We start from the raw sequence: 23132 nt of genomic DNA on the forward strand, positions 1-23132 counted from the left end.
TTACCAACGCCCATTTGTCCGTAAAATAATAAGGTTTTATTTTTTACTGATGAAATAAGTTCTTTTGCAACTTCAGATAAACCTTCTAAAGAATAGTTTTTGTTCATAATTACAAAAATAGTGAAGTTTATAATTAAAAATATAGTTTTTATTACTAGTTTATTTTAAAAAAAATGTAAAAATTCTGCTTAATTTAGAATTAGTCTAGTTTTTACTTTTCTAATCATCCTAGTAACTACAAACACATTTTAACGTGTTTTTTTGACTTTATCTAAAAGTATTTTTGGTCTAGCTAATAACACCTATTTGTAGGTATAGTTTTATGCATTTTAATATTACATATTTGAAAATCCAAACCATAAAACAACTATTATGAAAACACGATTACTTTTACTAATGTCCATTTTTTACGGATTAAACTTTTTTGCACAAACAGTGTCTATTACAGATGAAAATTTTGAGCAAGCTTTAATAGATTTAGGCTGGGATTCAACTGGTAATCTTGATGGTTCTATATTAACTACAGATGCTGTTAAAATAGACAAATTAATAATTTACAATCCTACAAACGTTGTTCATGATGATATTCCTTTAAACCCTTTATTAACAAACGTAAAGGGGAAAATTAAAGATATTTCTGCAATTAAATATATGCCAAATTTAAATTATTTATATGCAGGATATAATGAAATTCAAGAAATTGATGTATCTCAAAACCCAATATTAGCATATTTAGATGTTAGAGTAAATGATTTAACAGAAATTGATGTTAGCACAAACTCTTACTTAACTGTATTAAATGTTTCATTTAATAAATTAAATAATTTAGATGTTACAAATAATTTTAGATTGGTAGGTTTGGCCATATATAGTAACTCTATAATAGATGTTGATGTAAGAAGTAATTACCAACTTTTACAATTATCTGTAGGTTTAAATCCTATGCCGTATATTAATATTTTAAATAACACTAAACTTATAGATCTTGATATTTCTTATACCCTAATAAAAGAAATGGATCTTTCTAAAAATTCACTTTTAAAAAGATTAAGGTGTATTCAAACAAATTTAGATGGATTAGATTTAAATTTAAACCCTTTATTAACTCGTTTAGATTTTTTAAATAACTCAAAAATTTCTGAATTAAATTTATTACAACAACAGTATTTAGATACATTGTACGTCTCAAATAATGCTAATTTGGCGGCTTTAAATTTAAAAAATGGGGCCAATACTAAAATAACTGCATTTAATAGTTTATTAAACCCTAAATTAAACTGTATAAATGTAGATGATGTAGATTATGCGTCCACAAATTGGACAGATATAGATGAAACAACAACTTTTGAAACTAATTGTTATAACAATACACCACCAATTGTAAGTAATCTAACCTTTATAAGTTCTGTTGAAACGATAAGTGGTGGGGGATGTGGTTCTGAAGATATCAGAAAAAATACTATTAATTATGATTATTCTGATGTTGATGATAACAAAGAAAAGGGTACAAAAATTACTTGGTTTGTTTCTGACAACAAAGAAGGAACAAATAAAACAGAAATTAGTTCAGCTAAAGATAAAACAAGCATTAATATTAGATATCCAGGTAGAGGAGATTACTATATTAGTTATGAAATAACACCAAGTGATGGTTTAGAATATGGTGAAAAAGTAATAAGTTCTGTATTTGGCCCATATAAAGATCAAATTACTGGTGGTAATTCAGAAGATTGTCCAGAATCCATTACAATGGTTACAATAAAAGATAATAATTTTGAACAAGCTTTGATAGATTTTGGGTATGACAAAAGTTTAAATGGTAAAGTTGTATTAGATAGTATTGTTAATGTTGTAGAATTAAACTTAAATAATAAAAATATATCAAACATATCAGGAATATCTGCATTTAAAAATTTAAAAATATTATCAGTCGATAATAATTCAATTGAAAATATAGATTTATCAGAGAATTCCAAAATAGAAACTTTAAGTATATCAAATAATAAAATAAATTTTTTAGATCTTTCAGAAAATAAAATTCTCAAACATTTTACAGCTATAGATGGTGTTCTTGAAGCACTAAAAATAGATAATGAAAATAATAAAAACTTTATTTTTTTTAATATTCAGAATAACCCTTCATTAAAATGTATACAAGTAGATGATGACGATTATTCTAAAACTAATTGGACTAATATAGATGATAACTCTCTCTTTAGTAACGAATGTAGTAGTACACCACCTACAGTGAGTAATTTAATACTTACGGGAGAACTTTTACAGTATAAAGAATTAACAGCTACTTATGATTATTTAGATGAAAATGATTTTTCAGAGCAAGAAACAGAAATTGAATGGTATATTTCTGACGATGAATTTGGTAGAAATATTACAAGAGTTAATTATCGTGATAACTCTTTTAATCATATTTTTACATATTTTGATATAGGAAAATATGTTAGTTTTAAAATTATTCCAAATAACGGATTTCTTTCTGGTTCTTCAGTAGAAAGCTCATTTTATGGACCAATTCAAAAAAGTACAACAATAAACAATATTCCACCAACTGCATCGAATTTACAAGTTTACGGAAAACTTTATGCAGGGCAAATAATTCATGCTTTATATGATTATAATGATAGTGATGATGATTCTGAAACCGAAACATTATATAGTTGGTATTTGTCTGATGATGAGTTTGGGACTAACAAAACGTTAATTGAAGGTGCTTATGATAGAGAATATACATTAACTTCAGATCATATTGATAAATACTTAAGTTTTAATGTAAAACCATATGACGGAAAAGATTATGGAAAGAGTGTAGAAAGTATTGTAAAAGGACCTATAAAATTAGCAAATAATCCACCCACAGTTAGTAATATTGTGATCTCTGGAGTATTTGAAATCGGTGATATTTTAACAGCTACTTATGAATATTTAGATGAAGAAAACGATATTGAAACAGGCTCTTATTATCAATGGTATATTTCTGATGATACAAGCGGATCTAATCAAGAAGAAATTTCTGGTGCAAACGATTTAACTTTTACATTAACGGAATCTCAAGAAAGTAAGTTTGTAAGTCTTAAAGTTACTCCTTATGATGGTATTGGTTTTGGTAAAACTTTAGAAAGTGAATTTCATGGGCCTGTAGGAAATGCTTTTCCAACTGCAATGAATCTAATCATAACAGGAACTTTAACAGAAGGAGAAAAACTAGTGGCTAGCTATGAATATTCAGATTATGATAATGACCTAGAAAATGGATCAAAGTTTAAATGGTATATATCAGATGACAATTTAGGTACAAATAAAATAGAAATTTCAGGAGAAATTACAAATACTTATATTATAATTCAAGAAGATATTGGTAAGTACATTAGTTTTGAGGTTACTCCAAAAGACGGAGTAGATTTTGGAGTAAGTGTAGAGAGTCAATTAAAGGGGCCTATTCAACCTATAATGCCAGTTATAGAAATTCCAGACACCAATTTTGAACAAGCCTTAATTGATTTAGGATTTGATACAAATGGATTGAATGGTAATATTTTAAAGAGTGAAGCAGAAGCAATTACAACTCTTTGGATTGGTAATGCAGATAATAATGAAAATTTACCAAATGTAACTTCTAAAATTTCAGATTTATCTGGTATTGAAAACTTTACAGAATTAGTGTCTTTAAATTGTAATCTAAATAATATTACTACTTTAGATTTAACCAGTAATAAAAATTTAAAGGTTTTAGATTGTAGAACAAATAATTTAGAAACTTTGAATGTTTCAAATGGAAATAACAAAATTGTAACGTCATTTAATACTGAAGGAAACCAAAATTTAACCTGTATTCAGGTAGATAATCAGGAGTATAGTGTAAATAATTGGATTTTTACAGATGAACAAACAGGTTTTAGTGAAGATTGTTCAAAAAATGATGCTATTTCTAATTACTATACATCTGTTCCTGATGTAGAATTTGAAAAACTTTTAATAGCTAATAAAGTAGATACGATTCAAGATGGAAAATTTAGAACTAAAGATGCATATTACGTTAAAACAATGAATGAACTTTCTGGTTATAATTTTAAAAGCATACAAGGTCTAGAAGCATTTAAAAACCTAACAAGATGGCAAAATCCTAGTAGTTTTTTAGAAAGTGCAGATTTTTCACAAAACCTTAATTTAGAAGAACTTTCAGTTAATGGAACTAAAATAGATAGTTTAGACGTTAGTATGTTAACTAAATTAACGACCTTAAGTTGCATAGGTACTAATTATAATAAACTTAAATATTTAAATGTTACTGGTGTTATAAATTTAGAAAGACTTGAAGCTTATGAAAACGAGCTAACAGCTCTAGATGTTTCTACAAACACAAAGCTAACTTGGTTGTCTCTACATGATAATTTACTTACCAAAATAGATATTACAAAAAACATAAATTTAGAAACTTTTGGTTGTTATAAAAATAACATCAAAATTTTAAATGTTAGTAATTCACCTAATTTAAAGTTATTTTATTGTCATAATAATGATTTAGAATATTTAAATATTGATAAAGGTAATAACTTGTGGCAAGATTTTAATGCTACTTTAAATCCAAATTTAACTTGTATTCAGGTTTTTGAAAAAAGTTGGAGTGATCAATATCTATTTGGTAAAATTGATGATACTGCAAGTTTTAGTGAAGATTGTAATTCAGTTTGGGAAGTGTATACAGAAGACTCAAATTTAGATTCAGCTTTACTTTCTATTACAGGTTTAGATAGTAATAATGATGGTGAAATAACGTATGAAGAAGCACAAAATTTTACAGGTGATTTAGATTTAAGTGAACAAAATATAACTAGTATTGCTGGTTTAGAAGCTTTTACTAATGTAACAAGTATTGATGTTTCTGGAAATAAACTTACAGATATTAGCTACCTTTTTAATACATCTATAACTTTATTTTCTAAGACTACTGGTAAAAAACGTACTGTTTTTAAAACAAATACAACCGGAATTAAAATATTAAATGCATCCGATAATTTGTTAGAAGAAATTGATGTTTCAAACATAGAAACATTAACCAACCTTAATGTTTCAGATAATAAATTAACTTACCTCAATATAAGCAATAACGCTAATGGAATATTAGAAACGTTGGATGTTACAGGTAATACAAACCTTAGTTGTATACAAGTTGATAATATTGATGAAGCAGAAACTAAAACAAAATGGATAAAAGACGCTACAGCAGCATATAATACTTATTGTGAAAAAACGAGTTTATCTACAAACGAGTTTTTAAAGGAAAATGTATTAATTTATCCTAATCCTGTAAATGATTTTATAAATATATCTTTAAGTAATGGGTTGCAATTAAAATCTATTGAAGTATATAATATAGTTGGAAAAAAAATAAAATCTAGCGATAATAAAGAAATCATTTTAAAAGAATTCGTATCAGGGATATATTTTGTTAAAGTAAATACAGATAAAGGAAGTATAAATCAAAAAATAATTAAAAGATAAAAAAAAGAGTTGTTTTTTTTCATGGAAAAAGCGAGTTGATAATTGTCAACTCGCTTTTTTTAAGAAAAAATATTGTTTCTATTTTGGGCTATAAACAGCACAAGGAATAATGACTTCTTCTAAAGAAATACCTCCATGTTGATACGTGTTTTTATAGTATTTTACAAAATGATTAAAGTTGTTAGGATACGCAAAAAATAAATCTTCTTTTGCAAAAATAAACGGACTACTCATAGATATTGTAGGCAAGAAAATATCTTTAGGATTTCTTACAGCATACACGTCTTTATCTTCATAAGAAAGACTTCTACCTGTTTTATAACGTAGGTTTGCACTTATGTTTTTATCTCCAACTACTTTTGTAGGGTGTTTACAGTTAATCGTTCCATGATCTGTAGTAATAATTAATTTTTGACCTAATTTTTGTGCTTTCTGAATAATTTCGAACAGAGGCGAATTTTTAAACCAACTTAAAGTTAAACTTCTATAGGCTTTGTCATCTCCTGCCAATTCTTTTATTACTTCCATTTCTGTTTTAGAATGCGATAACATGTCTACAAAATTATAAACTACAGCAGTTAAATCGTTTTGTTTTGTTCCGTTATAATTATCTGCTAAATCTTTACCATTTTTTAAATTGGTTATTTTGTAATACTCATATTTAATATTTAATCCTAAACGCTTAATTTGAGCTGATAAAAATTCATTTTCATACAAATTCATTCCACCTTCATCTGTATCATTTTTCCAAAAATTTGGATGACGTTTTTCCATTTCAGAAGGCATTAATCCAGAAAATATTGCATTTCTTGCATACTGAGTTGCAGTAGGTAAAATAGAGAAGTAAGAATATTCTTCGTCTTTTTTGTAATGATTGTTAATTAATGGTTCTAGAATTCTATATTGATCGTAACGTAAATTATCAATTACAACCCATAAAACACCTTGGTCTTTACTTAATTCCGGAACTACATAATCTTTAAATAATGTATGTGAAAAAGTAGGTTTATCATTTGCTGTTAAAAAATCTTCATAGTTTTTTTTGATAAACTTAAAAAATTGATTATTAGCTTCTTGTTTCTGGCTTTCAAGTATCCCTAACATACCTGGGTCACTAATATTCTCTAATTCCAATTCCCAGTGAACCAATTTTTTATAGAGATCAATCCATTCTTCATAAGAATTTACCATTCCTAAATCCATAGAGATTTTTCTAAATTCTTGCTGATAACTAGAAGTCGTTTTTTCAGAAATCAATCTTGTGTGATCTAAATTCTTTTTTAAACTTAATAGTATCTGACTCGGATTTACAGGTTTTATCAAATAATCTGCTATTTTAGAGCCAATTGCTTCTTCCATAATATATTCCTCTTCACTTTTTGTAATCATAACAACAGGCAAATTTGCTTGTTGTTGTTTAATTTCTGTAAGTGTATCTAACCCAGTTAAACCAGGCATATTTTCATCTAAAAAAACAATATCAAAATTCTCTTCTCCTACCAAATCTATAGCATCTGCACCATTTGTGCATGTTGTTACTTTGTAATTTTTACGCTCTAAAAAAAGAATGTGAGGTTTTAATAATTCTATCTCATCATCAACCCATAAAATTTGTATACCGCTCATATTTTTATTTATAATTTTAACATTTAACGATAAAAGTAACCAATTGTTATGCGTAATTACTTTTATAAATGATAAAATATTGCCAAAAAACACATCATAATTATAATCAAAAATTAAGTAATGTTGCAACTATTTTTTTTATGGAAACATAAAAATCAACTTTTATAATTTGTAAAATTGTTGCATTAATTTGTACTTTGCCATAGATTGATAAAAACATTCTTTTGATTACAAAAAAACCAAATAAATTAAAGATTTTAAATGATCCTATTTACGGATTTATTCAAATACCAAGCACTTTAGTTTTTGATATTATAGAACACCCATATTTTCAACGCTTAAGAAGAATAACCCAAATGGGATTTTCTAACCTAGTATATCCAGGAGCAAATCACACACGTTTTCATCACGCAATTGGTTGTATGCATTTAATGCAAAAAGCGGTGCGTGTTTTACGTTTTAAACAAGTAGCAATTTCTCAAGAAGAAGAAAATGCATTGTATGTTGCAATTTTACTACACGATATTGGTCATGGAGCATTTTCTCATGCTTTAGAACATAGTATTGTAAATGGTGTTTCTCATGAAGAAATTTCATTAAAATTCATGCAAAAATTAAATATAGAGCTTGATGGTAAATTAAATTTAGCAATCCAAATTTTTGAAGGAAATTACCATCGTAAATTTTTTTATCAACTTATTTCTAGTCAATTAGATATAGACAGATTAGATTATTTAAAAAGAGATAGTTTTTATACTGGGGTTACAGAGGGTAATATTTCATCAGACAGATTAATTGCCATGATGAATGTTAAAAACGACGAGTTGGTTATTGAAGAAAAGGGAATTTATTCTGTAGAAAAATTCTTAATAGCAAGACGTTTAATGTATTGGCAAGTCTATTTGCACAAAACGGGTTTGGTTGCAGAAAACATGCTAGTAAACGTATTAAAAAGAGCAAAAGAATTAGCAGATGAAGGGGTAGAGTTGTACGCAAGTTCTTCTTTTAAATACTTTTTATATAAACCTATTATTAAAGATAATTTTGATGATAAAACTTTAGAAAAATTTGCTACTTTAGATGATTACGATGTTTTATCTGCTATTAAAGAATGGACCAATCATTCAGATAAAATACTTTCATTATTATCTAAAATGATAATGAATAGAAAATTACTTCGAATAGAAATTCAACAAGAAGAATTTAAAAATCAAGAGGTACTAACTAAAGTTAAAGAAGTATCAAAAAAATTAAAACTTACAGAAAAAGAAGCTCATTTTTTTGTTTTTACTAAACGAATTACAAATCAAGCATATCAGCAAGAAAAGCCTATTTTTATTCTTAATAAAGAAGGAAAATTAAAAGATATTGCAAAAGCATCAGACCAACTAAACATACAAGCACTCACAAATCCTGTAGTAAAACACTTTATTTGTTATCCAAAGTAGCCTCTTAAAATTAGCCAAATCACTATAAATTTTATATTTTTGCGTTTAATGAAATTTACCGCACAACAAATTGCCGATATTTTAGAAGGAGATGTAGTAGGAAATCCAAATGAGGAAGTTTCTAGATTATCTAAAATTGAAGAAGGAGAAAAAGGCTCTTTAACTTTTCTTTCAAATCCTAAATACAATCATTTTTTATACACAACAAATTCGTCAATAGCTATTGTTAATAAGACTTTTAAGCCAGATAAAGAAATTCATACAACTTTAATAAAAGTAAATAATGCTTATGAATCTTTTTCTAAATTATTAGAGTTTTATAATGAAGCTAAAAATAATAAAACAGGTAGAGAGGTACCTAACTTTATAGCTAATTCTGCAAAAATTGGTGCAAATGAATATATAGGTGCTTTTGCTTATCTTGGTAAAAATGTAACTATTGGAGATAATGTAAAAATTTATCCAAACTCATATATTGGAGATAATACCGTTATTGGAGATAATTGTGTTATTTTTTCGGGTGTAAAAATATATTCAGAAACAATAATTGGAAACAATTGTAAAATTCATTCTGGAGCTATTATTGGCGCAGACGGATTTGGTTTTGCTCCTAATGAAAACGGAGAATACAAAGCCATTCCTCAAATAGGAAATGTAATTATAGAAGACAATGTAGATATTGGATCTGCAAGTACAATAGATAGAGCAACTTTGGGCTCTACAATCATTAGAAAAGGTGTAAAATTAGATAACCAAATACAAGTAGCTCATAATGTAGAAATTGGTAAAAACACTGTAATTGCATCTCAAACAGGTATAGCAGGTTCTACTAAAATAGGTAAAAATTGTATGATTGGTGGACAAGTAGGTTTTGCAGGACATTTAATAGTGGGTAATAATGTTAAAATACTTGCACAAGCAGGTATTTCAAAAAATATAAAAGATAATGAAATAGTAAATGGTACACCTGCATTTAAAGTGCAAGACTTTAATAAAAGTTATGTGTATTTTAAAAATTTACCTAAAATCATTACTAAAGTTAATAATATAGAAAAAGAGTTGAATGCTCAAAAATCTACTATAAATGAGTAAGAAGCAAAAAACGATTCAGAAAGAAGTTTATTTATCTGGTGTAGGAATACACACAGGTAAAACAGTTAATATGACTATAAAACCTGCAACAGTTAATCATGGTTTTGCTTTTCGCAGAATAGATTTAGAAGGTTCACCAATAATAGAAGCTAAGGCAGAATATGTTGTAAATACTCAAAGAGGTACAAACCTAGAAAAAAATGGTGTCCAAATTCAAACATCAGAACATGTTTTAGCAGCAGCAGTTGGTTTAGATATAGATAACCTATTAATTGAAATTGATTCTCCAGAACCACCTATAATGGATGGTTCTTCTAAATATTTTATAGAGGCTTTAGAAAAAGCAGGTATAGAAGAACAAGATGCAGAAATAGAAGAATATGTTGTTAAAGAAATTATTTCTTATAAAGACGAGGTTACTGGTAGCGAAATAATTTTAATGCCTTCAGACGAGTACCAAGTAACAGCTATGGTAGATTTTGGCACAAAAATATTAGGTACTCAAAATGCAAACCTAGAAAAAATTTCAGATTTTAAAGAAGAAATTGCAGCAGCAAGAACTTTTAGTTTTTTACATGAAATAGAAATGCTTTTAGAAAATGACCTTATAAAAGGTGGTGATTTAAATAATGCAATTGTATATGTTGATAAAGAATTGTCAGATAGCACAATGGCAAAATTAAAAAAAGCATTTAATAAAGAAGATATTACTGTAAAATCTAACGGAATTTTAGATAATCTTACTTTGCACTGGGCAAATGAAGCTGCAAGACACAAATTATTAGATGTTATTGGAGATTTAGCTTTGGTGGGCATTCGTATTAAAGGTAAAGTAATTGCGAATAAACCTGGGCATTTAATTAATACCCAATTTGCTAAAAAATTAGCTAAAATTATTAAACTAGAAAAAAGAAACAATGTTCCGGTTTATGATTTAAACCAACCACCATTATTAGATATCCATCAAATTATGGATATTCTTCCTCATAGACCTCCATTTTTATTAATTGATAGAATCATAGAACTTACAGACAAACATGTTGTTGGTATGAAAAATGTTACAATGAACGAAAACTTTTTTGTTGGGCATTTTCCTGGAGCACCTGTAATGCCAGGAGTATTGCAAGTAGAAGCAATGGCACAATGTGGTGGAGTTTTAGTATTAAATACAGTGCCGGATCCAGAAAACTATTTAACATTATTTATGAAAATGGATAAAGTAAAATTCAAACAAAAAGTTTTACCTGGAGATACATTAATATTTAAAGCAGAGTTAATCTCTCCTATAAGAAGAGGTATTTGTCATATGCAAGCATATGCCTATACAAATGGTAAGTTGGCTACAGAAGCAGAATTAATGGCACAAATTGTAAGAAAAAAATAAACTATGAATCAACCATTAGCATATGTTCATCCGCAAGCAAAAATTGCTAGAAATGTGGTTATAGAACCTTTTACTACCATTCATAATAATGTAACAATCGGTTCTGGTACATGGATTGGATCTAATGTTACCATTATGGAAGGTGCTAAAATTGGTAAAAATTGTAGAATTTTTCCTGGAGCAGTAATTTCTGCAATTCCTCAAGATTTAAAATTTGACGATGAAGAAACTACTGTAGAAATTGGTGATAATGTAACCATAAGAGAATGTGTTACCATTAATAGAGGTACTACTGATAGAATGAAAACCAAAATTGGAAATAATTGTTTAATTATGGCATATTGTCATATTGCTCATGATTCATTTGTTGGTAATAATTGTATTTTTTCAAACAACTCAACATTAGCTGGTCATGTAACTATAGGAGACAATGTAGTTCTTGCTGGTATGGTTGCTGTGCATCAATTTGCCTCTGTTGGTAACCATGCTTTTGTAACTGGTGGGTCTTTAGTTAGAAAAGATGTTCCTCCATTTGTAAAAGCAGCAAGAGAACCATTATCATATGTAGGTATTAACTCTGTAGGCTTAAGAAGAAGAGGTTTTTCAACAGAAAAAATTAGAGAAATTCAAAACATATATAGAATTTTATTTCAAAGAAATTATAATAATTCCCAAGCAATAAATATTATTGAAGCTGAGATGGAAGCAACTCCAGAACGCGATGAAATCGTTCAATTTATTAAAGATTCACACAGAGGAATTATGAAAGGATATTTTAAAGCAAATTAATTTGGTTGTTGGTTTGTAGTTTCTGGTTGCTCGTCAATCAACTTCTATAAGCCATTAACTATAAACCATTAACCATTAACGATAAAAAAATGGCAACAACATCAGACATTAGAAACGGATTATGTATTAAGTACAACAACGATATATACAAAATAGTAGAATTTTTACACGTAAAACCTGGTAAAGGTCCCGCTTTTGTTAGAACAAAATTAAAAAGTGTAACCAATGGTAAAGTGGTTGATAATACGTTTCCTGCAGGAAGAAAAATTGAAGACATTCGTGTAGAAACACACAAATTTCAATACTTATATAATGAAGGAGAAACGTATCACTTTATGAATGAGAAAGACTACTCTCAAATTCAATTAGAAAAAACAGCTTTAGATAGCCCAGATTTAATGAAAGAAGGAGAAATTGTTACCATCATTATCAATTCTGAAGATGACATGCCTTTATCTGTAGATATGCCAGCAAGTGTAATTTTAGAAGTTACACATACAGAACCTGGTGTAAAAGGAAATACAGCAACAAATGCTACAAAACCTGCAACTGTAGAAAGTGGAGCTACAGTAAATGTTCCTTTATTTATTAATGAAGGAGATAAAATTAAAGTAGAAACTACTAAAGGAACTTACCAAGAAAGAATTAAAGAGTAAAAATAGTTATAGAAAGTAATTTGTTATTTTGTTTAACAACAAATTACTTTCTAATTACTAGCTGTTTATATATGAAATTTAAAAAAATACAAACACTACAACAAATAGCTTCACTTTTAGACGTAGATTTTATTGGTGATGAAGAGTTTGAAATTTCAGGAATTAATGAAATTCATGTTGTAGAAAAAGGAGATATCGTTTTTGTAGATCATCCTAAATACTATGACAAAGCATTAAATTCTGCAGCAACTACTATATTAATTAATAAAAAAGTGGATTGCCCAGAAGGAAAATCATTGTTAATTTCTAACGACCCTTTTCGTGATTTTAATAAAATTACAAAACACTTCAATCCTTTTATTTCATCAAAAGTTAGTATTGCAGCAACTGCTGTAATAGGAAATAACACCGTTATTCAACCCAATGTTTTTATTGGAAATAATGTAATTTTAGGAGACAATTGTGTAATACATCCAAATGTAACAATTTATGATAATTGTATCATAGGTAATAATGTTACCATTCATGCAAATACAGTTTTAGGAGCAGATGCTTTTTATTACAAAAATAGACCAGAAGGTTTTGATAAATTAATTTCAGGAGGAAAAGTTGTATTAGAAGACAATGTAGATTTAGGTGCATCTTGTACAATTGATAAAGGTGTTTCAGGTGATACTACAATTGGAAAAGGTACAAAAATTGACAATCAAGTTCATGTTGGTCATGATACAAAAATTGGAAAAAAATGTTTAATAGCTTCACAAACAGGTATTGCAGGTTGTGTAATTATAGAAGATGAAGTTACCATCTGGGGGCAAGTTGGTACCAATAGCGGAATTACAATTGGTAAAGGCGCAGTTATATTAGGACAAACAGGAGTTACAAAGTCTGTAGCAGGAGGAAAAAGTTACTTTGGTACACCTATTTCAGAATCAAGAGAAAAATTAAAAGAATTAGCAGAAATTAAGCGATTTTTAAAAGATAGAAAGAATTCATAAAAATTCTTTTTTTTTAAAGAATCTATAAACTATTTTTGCATAACAATATAAATAAACAAGCCAATGAGTGTTTTAGTAAACAAAAATTCAAAAATTATAGTTCAAGGTTTTACAGGTAGTGAAGGTACATTTCATGCAGGTCAAATGATTGATTATGGAACCAATGTTGTTGGAGGTGTAACTCCAGGTAAAGGAGGTCAAGAACACTTAGGTAAACCAGTTTTTAATACAGTACAAGAATCTGTAGATAAAGTTGGAGCTGATACTTCTATTATTTTTGTACCACCAGCTTTTGCTGCTGATGCAATTATGGAATCTGCAGATGCAGGAATCAAAGTAATTATCTGTATCACAGAAGGTATACCTACTGCAGATATGGTAAAAGTAAAAGCATATATTGACAATAAAGACTGTAGATTAGTTGGTCCTAACTGTCCAGGAGTTATCACTCCAGATGAAGCTAAAGTTGGTATTATGCCAGGTTTTATTTTCAAAAAAGGTAGAGTAGGTATCGTTTCTAAATCAGGAACATTAACTTATGAAGCTGCAGATCAAGTTGTAAAACAAGGTTATGGAATTACAACTGCAATTGGTATTGGTGGTGATCCTATTATTGGAACAACAACCAAAGAAGCTGTTGAGTTATTAATGAATGATGACGAAACTGAAGCAATTGTAATGATTGGTGAAATTGGTGGAAACCTAGAAGCTGAAGCTGCACAATGGATTAAAGCTGATGGAAACAGAAAACCAGTGGTTGGTTTTATTGCAGGTCAAACTGCACCAGCAGGGAGAACAATGGGGCATGCAGGTGCTATTGTAGGTGGAGCAGATGATACTGCACAAGCAAAAATGAAAATTTTAGCAGAAAATGGAGTACATGTAGTAAGCTCTCCTGCTAAAATTGGAGAAATGATTGCAGAAGTATTAAAATAAGCACATTTTTTTAAAAAAAACTGTTAAAGTTTTAAAATTATACAGTAAAAATCCATTGAATTTGTAAATTCAATGGATTTTTTATTTCAACCAAAATTAAAATTATGAAACAAATTAAATTGCTATTCATTAGCTTTATATTAGTTGCAGCAGTAAGTTGTAAAACTGATAAAGAAAAAAGTTACGAAATTATTTCACAAAATGATTCAAATGGATTAACCTATGAATCCGTAGAAAATGATCCAACAGGCTTACGCTTGTATACATTAGAAAATGGTTTAAAAGTTTATTTAAGTCAGAATTCTGATGAACCTAAAATTCAAACCTATATAGCAGTAAGAGCAGGTTCTAATTATGACCCTAAAGAATCTACTGGTTTGGCGCATTATTTAGAACATATGGTTTTTAAAGGAACCCACAAAGTTGGTACTGCAGATTGGGAAAAAGAAAAAACATATTTAGATAAAATATCTTCTTTGTATGAACAACATAGAGCCGAAAAAGATGCTGATAAAAAACTTGCATTGTATAAAGAAATAGACAAGGTTTCTTTAGAAGCATCTAACTATTCTATTGCAAATGAATATGATAAAATGACGGCTTCTCTTGGAGCAACTGGTACCAATGCATATACTTGGTTCGAACAAACTGTGTATACCAATAAAATTCCTGCAAATGAATTTGATAAATGGGTAGATTTAGAGTCAGAGCGTTTTGGTACATTGGTTTTACGTTTGTTTCATACAGAATTAGAAGCAGTTTTCGAAGAATTCAATAGAGGTCAAGATAACGATTTTAGAAAACGTTATGCAGCTATGTTAGATGGTTTATTTCCAAATCATCCTTATGGTCAACAAACTACAATTGGTACAGGAGAGCATTTAAAAAACCCTTCTATGGTAGATATACATAATTATTTTAATAAATATTATGTACCAAATAATATGGCTGTAATTTTAGTGGGAGATTTTGAATTTGAAGCTACAATTAAAAAAGTAAATGAAGCTTTTGGGAAATTTGAAAGAAAAGAATTAACACATCCTATTTTACCGAAAGAAGCTAAAATTACTGCACCTATTATAAATGAAGTTTTCGGGCCAACATCAGAATCTATTTCTATTGCTTATAGATCTGCAGGAGTAAATACTGAAGAAGAAAAGTTTGTAACACTTTGTGATATGATAATGGCAAATGGAAATGCTGGTATCATCGATTTAAATTTAAACCAAAAGCAATTGGTACAGAGAGCTAGTTGTTCTCCAACATTTTTAAATGATTATGGATATCATTCTTTTACAGGTTCACCTAAGTCTGGCCAATCTTTAGATGAAGTTAAAGAATTGTTATTAGAACAAATTGAAAAATTAAAAAAAGGAGAATTTGAAGATTGGATGATTGAAGCTGTTGTAAATGACTTAAAATTAAGCCAAACAAGACAATATGAAAACAATTCAGCATTAGCAGATACGTATGTAAGTGCTTTTATATATCAACAAGATTGGTCAGAAAGAGTTCAGTTTTTAGATGATTTAAAAAAAATATCTAAAGAACAGTTGGTAACTTTTGCTAATAATTTTTATCAAAACAATTATGTGCTTACCTACAAAAGAAAAGGAGAAGATAAGAACATTGTAAAAGTTGCCAATCCAGGAATAACACCAGTAAACTTAAACAGAGATAAAAGCTCAGACTATATTAATGCTTTTAATAAAGTAGAATCTAAACCTTTACAACCTAAATTTGTAGATTATAAAACAGCTATTAAAGAAACAAAAACAGCTAATGGAATTAAGGTTTCCTATGTATTAAATGAAAAAAATGATTTGTTTGATATGAATATCATTTTTGATATGGGAAGTGATAATGACAAAAAATTATCTTTAGCTGCAGGGTATTTAGAATATCTAGGTACAGAAAAATATTCTAATGAAGCTCTTAAAAAAGAGTTTTACAAATTAGGAATTTCTTATTACGTTAGTACAGAAAAAGATAAAACCTATGTAGGTTTAAACGGATTAAAAGAGAATTTACCTAAAGGATTAGAATTATTAGAGCATTTATGGGACAATGCTAAAGCAGATAAAGAAGCTTACAATAAATATGTAGAAAAAATCTACAAAGGGCGTCAAGACGGAAAAACTCAAAAAGGAAATATTCTTTGGAATGGTTTAATGAACTATGGTAAATACGGAGAAAATTCACCTTTAAGAGATATCATGCAAATAGATGAATTAAAAGCCATTAACCCAGAAGATTTAGTAGCTTTAGTAAAAGATATGAAAAACTATAAACAACGTATTTTTTATTATGGTAAAGATGTAAATTCTGCTGTTTCAGCTCTAAACTCACATCATGAAATATTTGGAGAATTAAAAGAATATCCTGTTGCAAAAGAATATAAAGAAACAGAAACAGGCGGAAATGTATTCTTTACAAATTATGATATGGTACAAACTGAATTAATGTTTTTAGCTAAAGGAGCACCTTTTAAGCCAGAAAACATGGCAGCTTCAACATTATTTAACACCTATTTTGGTAGTGGATTGTCTTCTATTGTATTTCAGGAAATTAGAGAGTCTAAATCGTTAGCATATTCTGCTTTTGCAGCTTATAGAGGTGCTTCTAAAAAAGATTCTCCTAATTATGTAATGGCTTACGTGGGTACGCAGGCGAATAAATTAGAGCAAGCTGTAGATGCAATGATGGAGTTAATGAACAATATGCCAGAAGCAGAAAAGCAATTTAATGCTGCTAAGGAAGCTACTTTAAAGAAATTAGCTGCTCAAAGAATTACAAAATCTAATATTTTTTGGTCTTATGAAAGATTACAAAAACTAGGAATTGATAATGATAATAGAGAGTTAATGTACAATAGCATTAAGGGTATGACTATGAAAGATTTAAAAGATTTCTTTAATAAAAATATAAAAGGAGAATCTTATAATGTTATGGTTATTGGTAACAAAAAAGATTTAGATGTAAAATCTTTACAAAAACTAGGAAAAATAAAAGAATTAGAAATTGATTATTTATTTAATTATGTTGATAAAAAAGAAGTGAAGCTATAATAAATAGCACTTTAAATTATTATAAACTCGTAAGACAAATTTGTTTTACGAGTTTTTTAATTTTAGTATCTTTGAAGCCTTAAAACAACTACAAAACATGAAAATATTAGAAAATAAATCAGCAATCATTACAGGTGCTACAAGAGGTATTGGACGTGGAATTGCTATTGAATTTGCTAAACAAGGAGCTAATGTAGCTTTTACATATAGTTCTTCTGTAGATGCTGCAAACGCTTTAGAAGAAGAATTAAAAGCTTTTGGTATTGTTGCAAAAGGATATCAATCTAATGCAGCAGATTTTGATGCGGCACAAGAATTAGCAAAAGACGTTTTAAAAGAATTTGGTGCTATTGATATTTTAGTAAATAATGCGGGTATTACAAAAGATAATTTGTTAATGCGTATTACAGAAGATGATTTTGATAAGGTAATTGAAGTAAACTTAAAATCTGTTTTTAACTTAACCAAAGCTGTAATTCGTCCAATGATGAAACAAAGAGCAGGTTCTATTATTAACATGAGTTCTGTTGTTGGTATTAAAGGAAATGCGGGTCAAACAAACTATGCAGCTTCTAAAGCAGGTATCGTAGGTTTTTCTAAATCGGTTGCCTTAGAGTTAGGTTCTAGAAACATTAGAAGTAACGTAGTAGCTCCTGGTTTTATAGAAACAGAAATGACAGCAAAATTAGATGAAGCAACTGTACAAAGTTGGAGAGATGGAATTCCTTTAAAAAGAGGAGGGCAGCCAATTGATATTGCGAATGCTTGTGTGTTTTTAGCTTCAGATATGAGTGCTTATATAACAGGACAAACCTTATCTGTAGATGGTGGAATGAACTAATTATTGCATTAAATATAAATAAAAAAGAGCTTACAAATTTGTGAGCTCTTTTTTATTTAAAGAATTTAAGTATTAAAATTTTATTCTACTTGTTTCCAAGCATTTCTTAAAAAGGATAAATCATTTTTCATTTTGATAAAAACTTCTCTTTGAGGTATAGTTAATTTCCTTTTTCCTTTTTCAGCACCCCCAAGATCATGCTCAATATGTAAAGAAATAGGTACATTAATTTTATGCTTTTTTAAGAGTTTAAAATAACGATTAAAATCAACCATACCTTCACCTAAAGGCACATTTACGGGTTTCCATTTACCATTTACTTTTCCCCATTTAAAATCTTTAATAACTATAGAGTTGATGTAGGGTTTAATTCTTTGTAAACCTAATTCCCAACTTTCACCACCTTCTACAACAGCATGTCTAATATCATATTGAGCTCCTATAAATTTTCTTTCTGTAGGTTCTAAAATCGGAATTAGATCCCAAACAGGAGCACCAACATGTTTTCCTGCATGGTTTTGATACCCACCAATTAAACTCATTTTTTTATTTAATTTCTCTAAAGCAATTGCTTGTTGTGCAAACTCTTTCTGGCTTTCTACAATGTTTTTATCTTCTGAGTATTTTAACCAATCTGTTCTGTAATGTGTAAAACCTTGTTCACTTGCCGTTTTAAGCACATTATAATTAATGTCATTTTTAGCATCCCAAACATTGGTGCTCATCATTACAGGTGGCAAACCAAACTTTTTCATGGCAGTAACAGCCTTTGGCAAATCTTCTTTTACATTTTCTGGTACTACATGTCCTTTTCTACGTACAGTTAAATCCAAACCATCAAAACCAATATCTGCAGCAGCTTCAGACATATCGTTATAATTTAAAAATTGCAAATGCTTCGAAAAAAGATGCACGCTAATTTCATTATTATTACTTGCTAATGCATTTAATAACGGATTGTTAAAAGACATAAAAGGTATGGCTGCAAGTGCAGAAGCAGATAGTTTTGTAAAACCTCTTCTTGATAAATTTGATTTTTTTTTAGACATAATCGTTTCATTATTTAGTAATGAGAAATGCCTACCAAAGATAACATTCTTTTTTATGGAAACGAGTGGCGAATAGGGGTACTTTATATCATTAATTGGAATACAATATCAAAAAGACTCCCAACAAAATACCAAACAAAGGCACTAATTTTTTTCGTTTGTTTTGTTCTTTAAAGAGCAAGCCACCAATAACAACAGCGATTATAATTTGGCTTCTCTTTATAGCAGATAACAACATAATTAGCGCATCAGGATCTTGCAGAGCTTTAAAATAGAAATAATCTGCTGCTTGTAATAAGACTCCTACAGCAGGTATAGACCACCTAAAGGTAAAGGCTTTTCTTTTTTCTTGATACGGAAACCATGTAATAGATAAGATAATTAGTAATATTAAAATTGTGTAAAAACAAAACCAGAATTGTAATGTTTGCGGATTTAAGGTTAATTGCTGAATTAAAAACTTATCATACAATCCACTAGAAGCTCCTAAAAATGTAGCGCCAATAATGGCAAAAATCCATTTGTTTTTTTTAAAGTTGATACCTTCTTTTTTTCCTATTTTAGAATACAACAACACAGAAAGTATGATTAAAAAAAATCCTATCCATTGCCAAAAATTAGGACTTTCTTTATAGATAACAATGGCACCAATAAACGTAAAAAAAGGACCTGCAGAACGAATAGGTGTTACAATGGTAATAGGTAAATGTTTTAAAGCCTGATAAGCCAACACCCATGAAGAAGCCATGATTATCGATTTTATAATGATAAAACCATGTGTTTTTATAGGAATACTAGTAATGTACAAACCCATTTCTTGCATGATTTCTGGATACCAAAGCGCACCAAAATAGAGTGGAAGTAAGAATAAAAAACCAGCAGAAATTGTACCTAATAAAACAGGAAACACTTCATTGCCTTGTACTGCATGTTTTTTACATAAGTTGTGTAATCCTAAAAATAATGCCGCTAAAAGTCCTAAATACATCCACATAATGCGCGCGAAGATACTCTATTGATAAAAATTGAAACAGAAAAAAATCAACAATATTTATATAAATATTGTTGCCCTAAAATTTTATAGCTCAACAACATTAATTCTTAAAAAAAGAAAAGCCACATTTATAATGTGGCTTTTAAATTCTTTAAAATGTATTTTTAATATTCCAAAAAAATTACTCTTTAGAATTTGTAAATTTATAAGTAATACCAAAATTAATTCCGAAAGAAGAATACGGTACTTTTTGTGATAATTTTTTAGAAACATCTGTATTTGTATTCGATAATTCATCAACATAAGTACTTTTTAATACTATATCGCTAGGTAAATTATCTAAAGAATAAAAACCATTAACAGCAATAGTGCCATCAGGCAACACAATATCAGTATTAAACGCTGTAATTTCAGAATCTTTTCTTTTTAAACTAATACCATAATATTCGGCTTCAACAAAGAGACTAAAATTAGAATTTAAATCATATTTGTATCCTAAAGCTCCTACAAAACCTAAAGGGAAATGTCCATGATAATCTTCAATATAGTTGGTTTCAGAATAAGATCCAGAAGGCAATGCTAGAGCAGCAGCTTCAGCATCCGAAAAAACAGCTTTTTTGTAAACAACAGCTTCTGTTTTACCACCAACTTTAATCAAAGCCCCAAAACGACCGTAAATATTATTTGTAAATCTATAAACTACAGAAGTAGAAGCTCCAAAAGCTCGCGCTCTGGCAATAGCATCTATCTCAGTACCTGGTATAGATACTTTAGAAACCGTTTGATCTGCTCCATTTAAATACCCCAAACCAACATCTAAACCAAAAGTATCGTTAAAAAAATAGGTTCCTCTAAACTGAAAGTTCAAACCTTCTCCATAACTACCATAAGTGTTATTTGTGCTTGTTAGGTTTATTTCTTCTCCAATTTTCATTCCTGCACTTTCTAATGCATAACCAGTACTCAGAGAAACTTGAAACTGTCCGTAAGAAATTGTACTGATAATTATCGTAAAAAATATTGTTATTAATTGCTTCATAATTATTTTATTTTATAAAATGTAATGTGAAAATATATTTTTTAAATTTAACCACAAAGATAGTGCTTTAAAGGGTTTCGTTGTTCGTTAACACTAAATATTAAGCTTAAAACTACTATTTAAAATCATTATAATTTAAAGAAGATATTGCTACTTAGATTATTTTTTTAGCTAATAAATTTCTACCTAAAAATTACTTGGTATCCGTTTTTATTTTAATGATGCCTACTGTATTTAAAAGCAACATAATTACATAGGTAAGATCAATTTCATACCAATTTACACCAAAATTAGCATTGCTAGCATGTTTATGATGGTTGTTATGATAGCCTTCACCCATCATTAAAAAATCGAAACGAAAAAGGTTTTTACTGGTATTTTTCATTTTAAAATTTACATAACCATAAATATGACCAAACCAATTGATAATAACTCCATGAATAGGAGCCATTAAAAAAGCTACAGGTAATAATAACCATTGCCACCAAACTGTAGTAAAGAAAATAAAGAATGTAAGGTAAAAACTCATCCAAAGCAAACGAGAGAATCGAGAACTAGCAAAAGCATCAAATGTTTTCCATTGAGGTACATTTTTTGTAAAACGACTGTCTACATTAATACGTTGTTGATTAATGTCTTGATAAATGGTTTTTGTTTTCCACATCATTGCAAATAAATTAGCATCATAAGATGGAGAATGTGGGTCTTTTTCGGTATCTGTATATGCATGATGCATTCTGTGCATAATACCATAACCATAAGCACTTAAATAACTCGCTCCCTGAAAAAACCAAGTTAAAATAAAAGTAATACGTTCCATCTTTTTAGACATGGTAAATACTTGGTGTGCTGCATAACGATGCAAAAAGAAAGATTGAAAAAACAAACCTCCATACCATAAGACTAAAATGAATATAATTATAACCATACCTTTATTTTTTTGCAAAGATAATGGGCTATAAAAGGTGAAACAATGAACCTAAATCAATTAAATACGTTTTCTAATTCTACTTAAAGCTTGTGCAGTAATACCAATATAAGAGCTAATATATTTAAGGGGTATTACTTTTAAAAGCTCTGGCCTTTCTTTAAACAACTTTATATAACGTTCTTCTGCAGAAAGGTTTAAAAGGTTTTGCTCTCTTTTAGATTTTATTAAAAACAAACGTTCTGCTGTTAATCTACCAATTAAATTACCTATTTGTGTTCTTTTATACACTTCTTGTAGGTCATTATAAGATATACTTAACAATTTAGTTTCTGTTAATGCTTGTAGTTGATATGCAGACGGTTGTTGTGTTAAAAAAGAGTCATAGGCACTAATAAATTGATCTTTAAAACTAAAACCAAAGGTTATTTCTTTTTCTGGATTCTCTTTAGGAATAAACAAACGCACCACACCAGATTCTATAAAAGAAATCTGATTTTCAATTTCGTTTACTTTTAAAAAAATAGTCTTTTTTTTAATTGTATTTGGCTTTAGTTTAGAGGTAAAAAAATGCCAATCTTCTTGAGATATGGTGGCTATTTGATCTAAATACGCTTTTATTTGTTGCAATATGACGAATTCTATTTATTTAACGTTGCAAAGATACATATTTGAGAAGCCTTAAAAGAGGTTCGTAAAGATATCTAATTCTTTTCATTGACAAGTAGTTATTTATTAATGCTACAAGAAGGTTAATGACTACCTTT

At 28.7% G+C, this 23132-nt stretch carries 16 protein-coding genes; 10 read left to right on the forward strand and 6 right to left on the reverse strand.

The genetic code is table 11. From position 1 onward, the window contains the following. The first annotated feature begins 372 nt into the window (after positions 1–372). Positions 373–5517, forward strand: coding sequence for a T9SS type A sorting domain-containing protein (locus ABJG40_RS11760; protein ID WP_348024776.1), 5145 nt, complete (start codon positions 373–375; stop codon positions 5515–5517). A 78-nt stretch (positions 5518–5595) separates the two neighbouring features. Here ABJG40_RS11760 and ABJG40_RS11765 read toward each other — a convergent pair whose 3' ends face one another. Further along, positions 5596–7143, reverse strand: a complete 1548-nt coding sequence (locus ABJG40_RS11765) for a bifunctional response regulator/alkaline phosphatase family protein (RefSeq protein ID WP_348024777.1) — start codon at positions 7141–7143, stop codon at positions 5596–5598. 224 nt (positions 7144–7367) lie between these two features. On the opposite strand from ABJG40_RS11765, the gene ABJG40_RS11770 reads away from it, so the two are divergent. The 9 genes from ABJG40_RS11770 to fabG all read left to right on the forward strand — a co-directional run bounded on the left by ABJG40_RS11770 (position 7368) and on the right by fabG (position 18355). Then, the gene (locus ABJG40_RS11770; protein ID WP_348024778.1) at positions 7368–8591 is read left to right on the forward strand and encodes an HD domain-containing protein; all 1224 of its coding nucleotides are present in this window, start codon (positions 7368–7370) and stop codon (positions 8589–8591) included. Between the two features lie 48 nt (positions 8592–8639). Continuing rightward, entirely contained in the window at positions 8640–9683 is a 1044-nt protein-coding gene (gene lpxD, locus ABJG40_RS11775) for a UDP-3-O-(3-hydroxymyristoyl)glucosamine N-acyltransferase (protein WP_348024779.1), read from the forward strand. Then, positions 9676–11067, forward strand: coding sequence for a bifunctional UDP-3-O-[3-hydroxymyristoyl] N-acetylglucosamine deacetylase/3-hydroxyacyl-ACP dehydratase (locus ABJG40_RS11780; protein ID WP_348024780.1), 1392 nt, complete (start codon positions 9676–9678; stop codon positions 11065–11067). Before lpxD ends, ABJG40_RS11780 begins: the two co-directional genes overlap by 8 nt. 3 nt (positions 11068–11070) lie before the next feature. Continuing rightward, positions 11071–11856: an acyl-ACP--UDP-N-acetylglucosamine O-acyltransferase gene (gene lpxA / locus ABJG40_RS11785; protein WP_348024781.1), complete on the forward strand. Its 786-nt coding sequence runs from the start codon at positions 11071–11073 to the stop codon at positions 11854–11856. Between the two features lie 89 nt (positions 11857–11945). Further along, the gene (efp, locus tag ABJG40_RS11790) at positions 11946–12512 is read left to right on the forward strand and encodes an elongation factor P (RefSeq protein WP_348024782.1); all 567 of its coding nucleotides are present in this window, start codon (positions 11946–11948) and stop codon (positions 12510–12512) included. Positions 12513–12583: 71 nt separating this feature from the next. Continuing rightward, a complete protein-coding gene (locus tag ABJG40_RS11795; protein ID WP_348024783.1) occupies positions 12584–13510 on the forward strand; it encodes a UDP-3-O-(3-hydroxymyristoyl)glucosamine N-acyltransferase in 927 nt (308 codons plus the stop codon). A 63-nt stretch (positions 13511–13573) separates the two neighbouring features. Further along, a complete protein-coding gene (gene sucD, locus ABJG40_RS11800) occupies positions 13574–14446 on the forward strand; it encodes a succinate--CoA ligase subunit alpha (protein WP_348024784.1) in 873 nt (290 codons plus the stop codon). A gap of 104 nt (positions 14447–14550) precedes the next feature. Continuing rightward, positions 14551–17514: an insulinase family protein gene (locus ABJG40_RS11805; protein ID WP_348024785.1), complete on the forward strand. Its 2964-nt coding sequence runs from the start codon at positions 14551–14553 to the stop codon at positions 17512–17514. A gap of 97 nt (positions 17515–17611) precedes the next feature. Beyond that, a complete protein-coding gene (fabG, locus tag ABJG40_RS11810) occupies positions 17612–18355 on the forward strand; it encodes a 3-oxoacyl-[acyl-carrier-protein] reductase (RefSeq protein WP_348024786.1) in 744 nt (247 codons plus the stop codon). Positions 18356–18435: 80 nt separating this feature from the next. Here fabG and ABJG40_RS11815 read toward each other — a convergent pair whose 3' ends face one another. The 5 genes from ABJG40_RS11815 to ABJG40_RS11835 all read right to left on the reverse strand — a co-directional run bounded on the left by ABJG40_RS11815 (position 18436) and on the right by ABJG40_RS11835 (position 22995). After that, a complete protein-coding gene (locus ABJG40_RS11815) occupies positions 18436–19404 on the reverse strand; it encodes a TIM barrel protein (protein ID WP_348024787.1) in 969 nt (322 codons plus the stop codon). A 91-nt stretch (positions 19405–19495) separates the two neighbouring features. Further along, on the reverse strand, positions 19496–20398 hold the full coding sequence (locus tag ABJG40_RS11820; RefSeq protein WP_348024788.1) for an EamA family transporter: 903 nt from the start codon (positions 20396–20398) through the stop codon (positions 19496–19498). A gap of 181 nt (positions 20399–20579) precedes the next feature. Next, positions 20580–21437, reverse strand: a complete 858-nt coding sequence (locus tag ABJG40_RS11825) for a hypothetical protein (RefSeq protein WP_348024789.1) — start codon at positions 21435–21437, stop codon at positions 20580–20582. Positions 21438–21630: 193 nt separating this feature from the next. Continuing rightward, positions 21631–22365, reverse strand: a complete 735-nt coding sequence (locus tag ABJG40_RS11830) for an acyl-CoA desaturase (RefSeq protein ID WP_348024790.1) — start codon at positions 22363–22365, stop codon at positions 21631–21633. A 60-nt stretch (positions 22366–22425) separates the two neighbouring features. Further along, complete coding sequence (locus ABJG40_RS11835) at positions 22426–22995, reverse strand: Crp/Fnr family transcriptional regulator (RefSeq protein ID WP_348024791.1); 570 nt, start codon at positions 22993–22995, stop codon at positions 22426–22428. Between the last annotated feature and the right edge of the window lie 137 nt (positions 22996–23132).

It is taken from the genome of Polaribacter sp. (assembly GCF_039939415.1).
In the GTDB taxonomy this organism is placed as follows: domain Bacteria; phylum Bacteroidota; class Bacteroidia; order Flavobacteriales; family Flavobacteriaceae; genus Polaribacter.

What these genes read in the sequence shown, in the direction of transcription:
- ABJG40_RS11815 (WP_348024787.1), bottom strand. Translation starts at nt 19,404, where the DNA reads ATGTCTAAAAAAAAATCAAATTTATCAAGAAGAGGTTTTACAAAACTA.
- ABJG40_RS11805 (WP_348024785.1), top strand. Translation starts at nt 14,551, where the DNA reads ATGAAACAAATTAAATTGCTATTCATTAGCTTTATATTAGTTGCAGCA.
- efp (WP_348024782.1), top strand. Translation starts at nt 11,946, where the DNA reads ATGGCAACAACATCAGACATTAGAAACGGATTATGTATTAAGTACAAC.
- ABJG40_RS11760 (WP_348024776.1), top strand. Translation starts at nt 373, where the DNA reads ATGAAAACACGATTACTTTTACTAATGTCCATTTTTTACGGATTAAAC.
- sucD (WP_348024784.1), top strand. Translation starts at nt 13,574, where the DNA reads ATGAGTGTTTTAGTAAACAAAAATTCAAAAATTATAGTTCAAGGTTTT.
- ABJG40_RS11765 (WP_348024777.1), bottom strand. Translation starts at nt 7,143, where the DNA reads ATGAGCGGTATACAAATTTTATGGGTTGATGATGAGATAGAATTATTA.
- fabG (WP_348024786.1), top strand. Translation starts at nt 17,612, where the DNA reads ATGAAAATATTAGAAAATAAATCAGCAATCATTACAGGTGCTACAAGA.
- ABJG40_RS11795 (WP_348024783.1), top strand. Translation starts at nt 12,584, where the DNA reads ATGAAATTTAAAAAAATACAAACACTACAACAAATAGCTTCACTTTTA.
- ABJG40_RS11820 (WP_348024788.1), bottom strand. Translation starts at nt 20,398, where the DNA reads ATGTGGATGTATTTAGGACTTTTAGCGGCATTATTTTTAGGATTACAC.
- ABJG40_RS11830 (WP_348024790.1), bottom strand. Translation starts at nt 22,365, where the DNA reads ATGGTTATAATTATATTCATTTTAGTCTTATGGTATGGAGGTTTGTTT.
- ABJG40_RS11780 (WP_348024780.1), top strand. Translation starts at nt 9,676, where the DNA reads ATGAGTAAGAAGCAAAAAACGATTCAGAAAGAAGTTTATTTATCTGGT.
- ABJG40_RS11825 (WP_348024789.1), bottom strand. Translation starts at nt 21,437, where the DNA reads ATGAAGCAATTAATAACAATATTTTTTACGATAATTATCAGTACAATT.
- lpxA (WP_348024781.1), top strand. Translation starts at nt 11,071, where the DNA reads ATGAATCAACCATTAGCATATGTTCATCCGCAAGCAAAAATTGCTAGA.
- lpxD (WP_348024779.1), top strand. Translation starts at nt 8,640, where the DNA reads ATGAAATTTACCGCACAACAAATTGCCGATATTTTAGAAGGAGATGTA.